This window comes from Kluyvera sp. CHPC 1.2972, from assembly GCF_036759925.1.
Lineage (GTDB): Bacteria > Pseudomonadota > Gammaproteobacteria > Enterobacterales > Enterobacteriaceae > Kluyvera.
Genome location: NZ_JAPKIB010000004.1, coordinates 396,641 through 408,353 on the forward strand (window position 1 = coordinate 396,641; position 11,713 = coordinate 408,353).

Annotated in this window: 10 protein-coding genes and 1 tRNA gene; 6 read left to right on the forward strand and 5 right to left on the reverse strand. The window is 54.3% G+C overall.

From position 1 onward, the window contains the following. From recJ to lysS, 3 genes are all read left to right on the forward strand, one after another. Nucleotides 1–1,734: a single-stranded-DNA-specific exonuclease RecJ gene (gene recJ, locus V6944_RS10180; RefSeq protein ID WP_333498855.1), complete on the forward strand. Its 1,734-nt coding sequence runs from the start codon at nt 1–3 to the stop codon at nt 1,732–1,734. Nucleotides 1,735–1,823: 89 nt separating this feature from the next. Continuing rightward, nucleotides 1,824–2,922 (forward strand): peptide chain release factor 2 gene (gene prfB / locus V6944_RS10185; protein WP_333498856.1). Its coding sequence is split into 2 segments (ribosomal slippage): nt 1,824–1,898 and nt 1,900–2,922, totalling 1,098 coding nucleotides; the frame shifts between segments, so codons are not numbered across the junction. 9 nt (nt 2,923–2,931) lie between these two features. After that, a complete protein-coding gene (lysS, locus tag V6944_RS10190; protein WP_220439507.1) occupies nt 2,932–4,449 on the forward strand; it encodes a lysine--tRNA ligase in 1,518 nt (505 codons plus the stop codon). Nucleotides 4,450–4,542: 93 nt separating this feature from the next. Here the strand turns inward: lysS and idi are convergent, their stop codons facing one another. The 4 genes from idi to V6944_RS10210 are packed head-to-tail and all read right to left on the reverse strand — an operon-like array spanning nt 4,543 to nt 7,956. Continuing rightward, nucleotides 4,543–5,088 (reverse strand): isopentenyl-diphosphate Delta-isomerase, encoded by a 546-nt coding sequence (gene idi, locus V6944_RS10195; RefSeq protein ID WP_333498857.1) that lies wholly within the window; start codon nt 5,086–5,088, stop codon nt 4,543–4,545. Nucleotides 5,089–5,144: 56 nt separating this feature from the next. Further along, on the reverse strand, nt 5,145–5,861 hold the full coding sequence (locus V6944_RS10200) for a DUF554 domain-containing protein (protein ID WP_333498858.1): 717 nt from the start codon (nt 5,859–5,861) through the stop codon (nt 5,145–5,147). A 22-nt stretch (nt 5,862–5,883) separates the two neighbouring features. Next, nucleotides 5,884–6,465, reverse strand: coding sequence for a UbiX family flavin prenyltransferase (locus V6944_RS10205; RefSeq protein ID WP_333498859.1), 582 nt, complete (start codon nt 6,463–6,465; stop codon nt 5,884–5,886). A gap of 12 nt (nt 6,466–6,477) precedes the next feature. After that, nucleotides 6,478–7,956 carry a UbiD family decarboxylase gene (locus tag V6944_RS10210; RefSeq protein ID WP_333496566.1) on the reverse strand — a complete coding sequence of 493 codons (1,479 nt, stop codon included), beginning with the start codon at nt 7,954–7,956 and terminating at the stop codon, nt 6,478–6,480. Between the two features lie 169 nt (nt 7,957–8,125). Between V6944_RS10210 and V6944_RS10215 the strand changes: the two genes are divergently transcribed. The 3 genes from V6944_RS10215 (at nt 8,126) to V6944_RS10225 (ending at nt 9,996) form a co-directional block, all read left to right on the forward strand. Continuing rightward, on the forward strand, nt 8,126–9,028 hold the full coding sequence (locus tag V6944_RS10215; RefSeq protein WP_333498860.1) for a LysR family transcriptional regulator: 903 nt from the start codon (nt 8,126–8,128) through the stop codon (nt 9,026–9,028). 67 nt (nt 9,029–9,095) lie between these two features. Beyond that, nucleotides 9,096–9,842, forward strand: coding sequence for an amidase activator ActS (gene actS, locus V6944_RS10220; protein WP_442910728.1), 747 nt, complete (start codon nt 9,096–9,098; stop codon nt 9,840–9,842). An 80-nt stretch (nt 9,843–9,922) separates the two neighbouring features. Further along, nucleotides 9,923–9,996, forward strand: a tRNA-Gly gene (locus V6944_RS10225). 505 nt (nt 9,997–10,501) lie between these two features. Here V6944_RS10225 and V6944_RS10230 read toward each other — a convergent pair. Further along, nucleotides 10,502–11,416, reverse strand: coding sequence for a hypothetical protein (locus tag V6944_RS10230; protein WP_180557079.1), 915 nt, complete (start codon nt 11,414–11,416; stop codon nt 10,502–10,504). Nucleotides 11,417–11,713: the final 297 nt, after the last annotated feature.

Genomic DNA, 11,713 nt, shown 5'->3' on the forward strand with positions numbered 1-11,713 from the left:
GTGAAACCACAGACTCAACTTCGCCGCCGTGAGGTGGATGATTCAATCGTGCTGCCAGGCGAACTGTCGCCGCTGCTGCGCCGTCTGTATGCCAGCCGTGGGGTGAAAACCCCGGACGATCTGGAGCGCGGCCTGAAAGGCATGCTGCACTGGCGCTCGCTGACGGGCGTGGAAAAAGCCGTCGAGATGCTGCATGACGCGTTTGAAAATGCGCTGCGCATCATGGTGGTGGGTGACTTCGATGCTGATGGCGCGACCAGTACTGCACTGAGCGTGCTCGCCTTGCGGGCGATGGGCTGCCACAACGTCGAATACCTGGTGCCGAACCGTTTTGAGGACGGCTACGGGTTAAGCCCGGAAGTGGTCGATCAGGCCCACGCTCGCGGCGCGCAGATGATCATGACGGTGGACAACGGGATCTCGTCCCATGCCGGGGTCGATCATGCGCATGACCTGGGGATCAGCGTGCTGGTGACGGATCATCACCTGCCAGGCGAAACGCTGCCCAAGGCGGATGCGATGGTTAACCCGAATCTCGTCGACTGCCCGTTCCCGTCAAAATCCCTGGCGGGCGTAGGCGTGGCTTTTTATCTGATGCTGGTGCTGTGTAACCACCTGAAAGAGAAAGGCTGGTTCGAAAAGCGTGGGATCCCCGCGCCGAAGATCGTCGAGTTTCTCGACCTCGTCGCGCTGGGGACGGTTGCCGACGTGGTGCCTCTGGATGCCAATAACCGCATCCTGACCTGGCAAGGGCTGAGCCGCATTCGTGCCGGTTACTGTCGCCCGGGGATTAAAGCGCTGCTGGAGATTGCTAACCGCGAGGCGGCGAAGCTGGTGGCAAGCGATCTTGGCTTTGCGCTGGGCCCACGCCTGAATGCGGCCGGTCGTCTGGATGATATGTCGGTCGGCGTGGCGCTGCTGCTGTGCGATAACCTCGGCGAAGCTCGCGTACTGGCAAACGAACTGGATGCGTTGAACCAGACGCGTAAAGAGATAGAGCAGGGGATGCAGGCAGAAGCGCTGACCCTGTGCGAACAGCTCGAGCGCAGCCGCGCCGAACTGCCGGGCGGGCTGGCGATGTATCACCCCGAGTGGCACCAGGGCGTGGTTGGCATTCTGGCCTCTCGCATTAAAGAGCGTTTCCATCGCCCGGTGATTGCTTTTGCCCCAGCGGGCAACGGTCAGTTGAAAGGTTCTGGTCGATCCATTCAGGGGCTGCATATGCGCGATGCGCTGGAGCGTCTGGATACGCTGCATCCAGGTTTGATGCTCAAGTTCGGCGGCCACGCGATGGCGGCGGGGCTCTCTTTGGAAGAAGAACGCTTCGAAGAGTTCCAGCGCTGCTTTGGCGAATTGGTCACCGAATGGCTGGACCCGGCGCTGTTGCAGGGAGAAATTCTCTCGGATGGCGAGCTCAGCCCGCAGGAGATGACGCTGGAGATGGCGCAGATGCTGCGTGAAGCCGGGCCGTGGGGGCAGATGTTCCCGGAGCCGCTGTTTGACGGGCGTTTTCGCCTGCTGCAACAGCGTCTGGTCGGCGAACGCCACCTGAAGGTGATGGTCGAACCGATCGGCGGCGGCCCGCTGCTGGACGGCATTGCGTTTAACGTTGATACCGCCGTGTGGCCCGATAATGGCGTGCGCGAAGTGACGCTGGCTTACCGTCTGGATATCAATGAATATCGCGGCAACCGAACCCTGCAGCTTATCATCGATCATCTCTGGCCGATTTAGCATCTCTTATACTGTAATTAAGAGTGGGAATCCGCTAAGATTCCGCTCTTATAACCGCATTTTTCTCGTCCATTAAAAGAAAATAGACCATGTTTGAAATAAACCCGGTAAATAATCGCATTCAGGACCTCACGGAGCGCTCCGACGTTCTTAGGGGGTATCTTTGACTATGATGCTAAGAAAGAGCGTCTGGAAGAAGTAAACGCCGAGCTGGAACAGCCGGATGTCTGGAACGAACCCGAACGCGCACAGGCGCTGGGCAAAGAGCGTTCCTCGCTTGAAGCGATTGTCGACACCCTCGATCAAATGTCTCAGGGTCTGGAAGATGTTTCCGGCCTGCTGGAACTGGCTGTAGAAGCCGACGACGAAGAGACTTTCAACGAAGCCGTTGCAGAACTCAATACCCTGGAAGAGAAGCTGGCACAGCTGGAATTCCGTCGTATGTTCTCCGGTGAGTATGACAGCGCCGATTGCTATCTCGATATCCAGGCAGGTTCTGGCGGTACTGAAGCGCAGGACTGGGCAAGCATGCTCGAGCGTATGTATCTGCGTTGGGCAGAAGCGCGTGGCTTTAAAACCGAAATTATTGAAGAGTCCGAAGGGGACGTGGCCGGGATTAAATCCGTGACCATCAAAATCTCCGGCGACTATGCGTACGGCTGGCTGCGTACGGAAACCGGCGTTCACCGTCTGGTCCGTAAGAGCCCGTTTGACTCCGGCGGCCGTCGCCACACCTCCTTTAGCTCCGCGTTTGTTTACCCGGAAGTTGACGACGATATCGATATCGAAATCAACCCGGCGGATCTGCGTATCGACGTGTATCGCGCATCCGGCGCGGGCGGTCAGCACGTTAACCGTACGGAATCCGCGGTGCGTATCACCCACATCCCAACCGGGATCGTGACGCAGTGCCAGAACGACCGTTCGCAGCACAAGAACAAAGACCAGGCCATGAAGCAGATGAAAGCGAAGCTTTATGAACTGGAAATGCAGAAAAAGAATGCAGAAAAACAGGCGATGGAAGACACCAAGTCCGACATCGGCTGGGGTAGCCAGATTCGTTCATATGTCCTGGACGATTCCCGTATTAAAGACCTGCGCACCGGGGTTGAAACCCGCAATACGCAGGCGGTACTGGACGGAAGTCTGGATCAATTTATCGAAGCAAGTCTGAAAGCAGGGTTATGAGGAACCAACATGTCTGAACAAAACGCACAAGGCGCTGACGAGGTAGTCGATCTTAATAACGAAATGAAGGCACGCCGCGAGAAGCTGGCTGCACTGCGTGAGCAGGGCATCCCGTTCCCGAACGATTTCCGTCGTGACCGTACCTCTGATCAACTGCACGCTGAATTCGATAGCAAGGACAGCGAAGAGCTGGAAGCGCTGAATATCGAAGTTTCCGTTGCCGGTCGTATGATGACTCGCCGTATTATGGGTAAAGCTTCCTTCGTGACGTTGCAGGACGTTGGCGGCCGTATTCAGCTGTACGTCGCGCGTGACGATCTGCCGGAAGGCGTTTACAACGAGCAGTTCAAGAAATGGGACCTCGGCGACATCCTGGGCGCGAAGGGTAAACTGTTCAAAACCAAAACCGGTGAACTGTCTATCCACTGCACCGAGCTGCGTCTGCTGACCAAAGCACTGCGCCCGCTGCCGGACAAATTCCACGGCCTGCAGGATCAGGAAGCGCGTTATCGTCAGCGTTACCTGGACCTGATCTCCAACGATACTTCCCGTAACACCTTCAAAGTGCGTTCCCAGATCCTGGCGGGTATTCGTCAGTTCATGGTTGGCCGCAACTTTATGGAAGTGGAAACCCCAATGATGCAGGTGATCCCTGGCGGCGCCTCTGCCCGTCCGTTCATCACCCATCATAATGCGCTGGATATGGACATGTACCTGCGTATCGCGCCGGAACTGTACCTGAAGCGTCTGGTGGTTGGCGGCTTCGAACGCGTGTTCGAAATCAACCGTAACTTCCGTAACGAAGGTATCTCCGTTCGCCACAACCCAGAGTTCACCATGATGGAACTCTATATGGCGTACGCGGACTACAAAGATCTGATCGAACTGACCGAATCCCTGTTCCGCACGCTGGCGCAGGATATTCTGGGCCACACCGAAGTGCCTTATGGCGACCAGACTTTCGATTTCGGCAAGCCGTTCGAAAAACTGACCATGCGCGAAGCTATCAAGAAATATCGCCCAGAAACTGACATGGCCGATCTCGATAACTTCGACTCTGCGAAAGCCATTGCGGAAAGCATCGGTGTTCACGTAGAGAAGAGCTGGGGTCTGGGCCGTATCGTGACTGAGATCTTCGAAGAAGTGGCGGAAGCGCACCTGATTCAGCCAACCTTCATCACCGAATATCCAGCCGAAGTTTCTCCGCTGGCTCGTCGTAACGACGTGAACCCGGAAATCACTGACCGCTTTGAATTCTTCATCGGCGGCCGCGAAATCGGTAACGGTTTCAGCGAGCTGAACGACGCAGAAGACCAGGCGCAGCGCTTCCAGGATCAGGTTAACGCCAAAGAAGCGGGTGATGACGAAGCGATGTTCTACGACGAAGACTACGTCACCGCGCTGGAACACGGCCTGCCACCAACCGCGGGTCTGGGTATCGGTATCGACCGTATGGTCATGCTGTTCACCAACAGCCACACCATCCGCGACGTGATTCTGTTCCCGGCCATGCGTCCGGTGAAATAATCGCGACAGCGAGATGCAAAAAACCCGGCGATGCCGGGTTTTTTTATGGCTGGTGGCCTGTAGCCCGGCCGAGCGCAGCGACGCCGGGAAGGCTCAACGATGAGCGAATGCAATAAACGCCTGGCGAGCCTCTTCGTCAGCCGCTTCCATCACCATCCACGGACTAAACGCCCATGGCGTTAACGCCAGCGCTTGCAGAATATCGTCCAGTTTACACCACTGATACTCCATCACTTCATCGTTATTGGCATTCACTTCGCTGGTCACGCGCGCGGCATAGACCGGGCAGACTTCGTTTTCCACAATGCCGTTTGGCGCCACGGCGCGATAGCGGAACTCGGTGGCGGCGGGGGTAATATCGACAATCTCAACGCCCAGCTCAAAACGGCAGCGGCGGATAATCGCCTGTTCAAAGGTTTCGCCCTGCTGCGGGTGACCGCATACCGAGTTGGTCCATACGCCAGGCCAGGCGACCTTGCTTAAGGAGCGGCGCGTTATCAGAAGCTGCCCGCGTTGGTTGAATAACCAGCAAGAGAAAGCGAGATGCAGAGGAGTGGAGAGGGTATGAGCGGCGTACTTCTCCAGAATGCCTGAAGGTTGATCGTGCTCATCGAGCAAAATGACGTGTTCGCCTGCCATGACAACTCCTGAAAATGAATAATGATGACCCGGCATAAACCCGCCGGGCCATATACTCAGGCGACCAGCGTAGCCCATAAATGGGAAAAAGGCATTACCAAAACAAGCCCTGGCAACATGTTAGCAACCGGGAAAAGCTTAATGTTACAGATACGCAACCCGGTAGCGACCATCAGCAGCCCACCGGCGCAGGAGAAGTCGGCCATCATCGATGGGGTGATCATTGGCATCAGGAATACCGCTAGCATTGCCAGCGCCAGCTGAATCACCAGCTGTGGGATGGCGATGGTCATCACCGCAAAGCCAAGCAGGGTGGCGAAAATCCCGGCGGTGAACAGATCCAGAATGGTTTTGATGTACAGAATCGACGGATCGCCGCTCATCCCTTCCGTCATCGCCCCGAACACACCTGTGCCGCTGGCGCAAAATAGCACCAGAATTGCCACAAACTTCTCGGTGAACTCTTCGTGGCTTAACCCCTGCACTGGTGGAAAGACTTTGTTGATAAGGCCGCGGGTTGACCCAGCTGCTTTACCAATACCGCGCTCCAGATGCAGCAATTCGCCAATCAGCGCGCCGACGATCATCGCCAGTACCACCGCAGGCATATATTTCACTTTCAATACCAGCGTAATCCCCAGGCCTACCGAGCAAAGCCCAAAGGTCATTGGCAACGCCGTTTTCACGCGGTCCGGGAGTTTTCCCCCGGCAATGGCGCCGACCAGTCCGCCGATAATCACGGCAGACCCATTTACATAAGGACCGATTAACATGAGAGCATTTTCCTTGGTCGCACTAGCCGTCGTGGCGCAGTGATCCTTCGCCCCAGCGCGGAATGTTGTCCACGTCGATATCGAACAGATCCAGCGCGCGATTCACGCTGTGCGTAATAATGTCGTCCGCCGTTTGCGGACGCTGATAGAGAGCCGGAACCGGCGGGAAGATAATCCCGCCCATTTCAGTCACGGCGGCCATGTTGCGAATATGGCCGAGGTTGAGCGGCGTTTCACGCGCCAGCAGCACCAGACGACGGCGCTCTTTGAGCACCACGTCCGCTGCCCGAGTCAGCAGGTTATCGGTAAGACAATGTGCAATGGCGCCCAGCGTTCTCATCGAACAGGGGGCGACCAGCATCCCCAGCGTTTTAAAGGAACCGCTGGAGATAGCGGCACCCAGATTACCGATGGGATGGACAACGTCAGCCATCGCCATCACCTCATCCAGATGGAAATCCGTTTCCAGTTCACAGGTTTTTTCTGCGCCTTTGGAGACGACCAGATGAACCTCTAGCGGAAGTGGCTGAAGGAGTTCCAGCGCCTTAACGCCATATTGAAAGCCGGATGCGCCGCTGATGCCGATGATGATGCGTGGTGTCATTGTCTATTCCTCTTACTCGAAGTCCGGCAGAAAGCGTTTCACGTCCACTTCTTTGAATTTAGAACGCTCAAAGTGATGCTTCAGGTGGAACGGCACGGTGCAGTCGAAAATCGTTTTGCAGGACATCCCCTGCTGGAGAATGCTTGGGCTGTACTCAGGTACCTGAGACGGATCCAGCGGATGGCAGCGTACGCCCGGAATGGTGATGGTATCGACATCGCCCTGATAGCGGGTTTGCATCGCCCACAGCACGTCGTCACTGTCGAAGATATCCACGTCCTCATCGACCAGAATCACATGTTTCAGTTCCGGGAACGCTGAAAATGCCAGCAGCGCCGCCTGACGCTGACGGCCTTCGTCCGCCGGGGAGAATTTCTTGAACTGCATGACCGCCAGCAGCTTGCCGCCGCCTGCGGAGTGGGCGAAGACGTTAAGCAGTTTGCCCGGCATCGCGCGGCCAACCATATCCAGAATGCTCGCTTCGGTTGGGATACCCGCCATGTTGACGTGTTCCTCACCTGGACCGACGGTGGTGCGCCAGATAGGGTTATGGCGATGGGTGACGGCTTTCACTTTAATGACCGGCAGCGCGTCTTTCGATTCACCGGTATAGCCTGGGAATTCCGGCATCGCGCGGCCGGTGTTGGTGTTCTGGTCTTCACGAACGCGCACGTTTGGCAGCAGCTCGCCTTCGATAATGATTTCCGCATGAGCAATCGCTTTTTCATTGATGGTCAGGCACTTCACCATCTCGACGGCCTGGCCGCGCAGTGAACCCGCAATGCTCAGTTCGTCAAAGCCGAGCGGGGTGGTTGGCGGTTCAAAGCAGGCGGCAATTTCAATCGCCGGGTCAACGCCGATGCTGATGGAAATGGGCAGCGGCTGACCCATCTCTTCTGCCTTCATGCGGAAAGCATCGATGTGACGGCCTGGCGTCAGCCACATAGAGAGCTCATCGCGACTCTGGACGCACAGACGGTGAATGGTGATATCCGATTCGTGGGTTTCCGGGTCGGAGGCGTAGCACAGACCCATGGTGATGTACGGGCCCGCATCCTCTTCGGTATTGGTTGGTGCAGGCAGCAGTTTACGCAGGTCGAAATCGGCATCGGTTGCCAAATGGACGACTTCCTGAGCCACGGCTTTTTCATTGGTCAAAACCGGTGGAATCGGGCTTTGTACGGAATCTTTCAGCAGATGGCCCAGTCTTTCTGGCGGACAGTCCAGGAAGTGGCTAACGCGTTTACGGGAACCGTTGATGCCAATCGCCACGCTGATGTCGTTAAAGCCTTTGATCTTGTTGAACACCATCACCGGGCCGTTTTTGCGGGTTGGGCGCTGGCAGGTGCCGCCGGCCCCAACGTAACGGTATACGCCGGACAGCTCCGCATGCGGATCCACTTCGGTATCGGTTTCAACGTATTCACCTGGCAGTGTTTTCAGCAACGCTAGCGCGGAGCGCAGGTCGCGAACGGTTGTTGTATTTTTCACGGTTTGTTCCTGTTGATAATCGGAAATAATGTCTGCACTAACCCTATTCCTTACGGAAATAAGGGGCAAATACCGTTTCGCTTGGTCAGGCAAGATCAAAAAGATGTGGCTACAACAACACAGGCTTCGTGCGTAAACTATAGCAAAGCGGATAGGGGGCGGAGACGGCATGGATTTAAAGCGATTACGGTATTTTTGCCGAGTGGTAGAGCAAGGGTCGATAAGCCAGGCGGCAAAGGTGCTGAACATGGCGCAGCCGCCGCTGAGCAAGCGTATCCAGGAGCTGGAAGACGAACTGCAAACGCCGCTGTTTTTACGCCACGGCAATCGCATTGAGCCGACCGAAGCGGGTTTTTTCCTCTATCGGAAAGCTTGTGAGATTCTGCGGCAGGTGGAGGATACCGCCAGGGAAACGATGGAGATCGCGCAGAAAGACCGGCTCCAGCTGCGTTTTGGGATGAGCCATCTGTTCCAGTCCTATTTTAAGCCGCTGCTGCTGGCGCTTTATCAGCGCCATCCGGAAATTGAAGTTAATATCTCGGTAACCGACTCTAGTCATCTGGAGATGCTGCTCAATGAAGGGGCTATCGATCTGGCGTTTATTCAGCGTCCCTACCGTAGCGAAGGGTTCGACTACGTGTCGTTCGACCCGGTGAAGCTGGTGGCGGTTGTCAATAAAACATGCCTGCCAGAGCCGCCTGACAATCCGTTTGATTACACCGCGTTGGGGGCATTGCCGCTGGTGCTGCTGCATCGGGCGAAAGATTCCGGCACCTACGAGATGTTGATCGATCTGTTCCGTAAAGCGGGCGTGAACCCCAAGGTGATTATGCATATCACCCAGCCGGGGGTGATCCTCGATTGGCTGGAATCAGGGCTTGCTGCCGCGACGCTGCTGCCGTCGTCTGAGGTCTGCGCTGAAAAGCTTAAGAACTGTTACGTTGTGGATGTGTTCCCATCACCACAGATTTTCTACCCCGCAATGGTGAAAATCCCAGCGGTAAACTGGTGCCCGCAGGTGATGGAACTGGTGGCAGAAGGCTACCCGTTTCCTCCGAGCACGCCGTGTTGATGGTTTGGTATCCAGCGTGAGCCTGCTATCATAGGCCCCCCGAACGTTTATGACCTGAGGATTCGTTTTGCGAGCAGGACGCCAACTCTCTTCCCCAATACGTCTGTTAATGTGCCTGATTATCGGGCTTGCGCTGTCTGGTTGTGCGGGAAACGCATCCAAATCAGAAGGCAGCTATAGCGGCTCGGTTTATACCGTTAAGCGAGGCGACACGCTGTCGCGCATCTCGCGTATGACGGGTACCAGCGTCGGGGAACTGGCTCGTCTTAACGGCATCTCGCCGCCGTATAACATCAATGTTGGCCAGAAACTGAAGGTAAACGGCTCGACGAAATCCTCCGGCAGCAAAAAATCCAGCACGACGCAAACGGCAAAAGTCACGCCGTCTTCCGCCGTTCCGCAATCCTCATGGCCAGCTGTAGGTCAACGCTGCTGGCGCTGGCCCGCTACTGGTAAGGTGGTGATGCGCTACTCCACCTCGGAGGGCGGTAATAAGGGGATTGATATCGCAGGCAGTCGTGGCCAGCCGGTCTACGCGGCGGCGGCGGGGAAAGTGGTCTATGTCGGCAACCAGCTGCGCGGTTACGGCAACCTGGTGATGATTAAGCATGATGAAGATTACATTACCGCCTATGCGCATAACGATAAGCTGCTGGTAAACAACGGTCAAAACGTGAAGATTGGCCAGCAGATAGCGACCATGGGCAATTCGGACGCTGACTCGGTGAGATTGCATTTCCAGATTCGCTATCGCGCCACGGCTATCGACCCGCTGCGCTATTTACCGCCGCAGGGCAGCAAACCGAAGTGCTAAGCGGTTATTTTATCATCACTTAGCTGCCTAAAGGCTTGCCAGGCGAGGAGTAACGTTTATAATGCTCCTCGCACACCGTTGCGGGCGTAGTTCAATGGTAGAACGAGAGCTTCCCAAGCTCTATACGAGGGTTCGATTCCCTTCGCCCGCTCCAATCTCCTGATAAATCAACAAGTTATGATTTATCAGTTAGTTACGTTGCCCCGCTAAAGCAGGTACAACTTAAACTACCCATTGTTCTACGCCCGCACCTGTCGCGTGATTGGTCAGTGGTACAAGGGAGCATATCATCACGCTGGCGGTGGTTCCAAGTTCTTACTGCGACAGCAAAACAACGAACAAAAAGCCGCATACCTGGCATAACTCCAGAACCGTTAACCGTTCCACACTTAGCGCGGTGTCCCGTAACAGCCTGTCGTGATGACACGCTACGGATAAACGAGCAAATGTTGGGAAGCCTAACCAGTCCGGGAAAGGGGCTGGCTCTGCCGTGGTGTTCACCGAGCCATAAATGATCGGTACTCGATAAGAGAGCGGTTAACTGACAAACCCCCTGATGATACGCCTACGGCGCTTGATGTTGGTATGCCCAACACGGCGCTAAATGGTTGCTATTGCTGGAATTAATATGCGGGGGAAGACCCCCGCGCGGCTGTATGTTAAGGCAAGTATCTGAGAATCTCAGCAGCCCAATTTCTTCGGTGAATCACTCTGGCGTGGTGCAAATTTGCATCTAATATCTCACCCTTAGTTAATTGGGATAACTGTTGCCAATTATTGTTAAAAATATAGGTTGCGTTATTGCATTGTGAGCTTTCCAATATGTAAGTATTGTGGCTAGGGAACCCAAAGATTACATAACCTTGGAAGCCAGCTCTTCCTACAGCGACAAAATCAGGTTGTTTGCTGTTAATGAGTTCAAGTCTGCCCTCTACAACAGCAGCATTTCCTTTTCCTCTAGGTTTGATCGCTGACATAATTTGTGAACCAATTGCGGTCCAAGGAAATTGTCCTTGAGGAAGTAGGCTCCAGTTTAGTTTTATAGACTGAGTGGTGACGATTGTGTTGAGTTCCTCGTCAACAACTTCGCAAAGACCAAATAACTCTAAAAACAAGTTAACGCAATGTGTTACAAGAGCTTTGTTTTCATCCGTTAAAGTCAACTTAGGTGAAATTATTAACTTTTCCCCATTCAAATTCTCTACAATCTTCAACTCGATACTTGGTGGTGGAGTAAAAACTCTTTGGTAACGTTGATATTCAATTTCTCGAGTTTCTGTGACCTCTTCAGTGTCGCCTCTACCAGCCCACTTTTTCCAGGTCCATGATACTTGCCGATAAGCTGTTTCTTTAGGTAGAGTTTTGTCTGGTACTGATTTTCCATTGGCATTGAAACGAGTTATTGCACCAACGATGCGAGGAAGGACTTCCTCACCGAGTGACTGACTTGACGTGAAACCAATTGATTCACTCTTTTGCTGGTTTGGCAAAGCATGAGCGATAAACACATCTCTACCATCAAAGGCTGTGATGTAGTTGTCAATGTTTCTAATGCGCTTCTTCTGGATAAGCATAGTAATTCCTTTTGCGAAATAACTTAAGGTTTACACAACCAACCAAGCCAGGCACAATCAGTCCGTCAGAAATGATGGTGAGGCTAACAATTGTTATGAGTCTGCAAACTCATGGTAGTCATGCTTCATAAGCCGGATTCATATAAGTGAATCCGGCTTTTTTGTGCCAGCAATATATTCTCTTGCACTATATGTAGTAGGTTTGAAAGGTGTGCCGTACTACATATCCAGCATTCTAGTAAGGATTCTTTTGAGTACAAGGGTTGATTTTGACGTTAACTTGAGGTTGATAAAGCG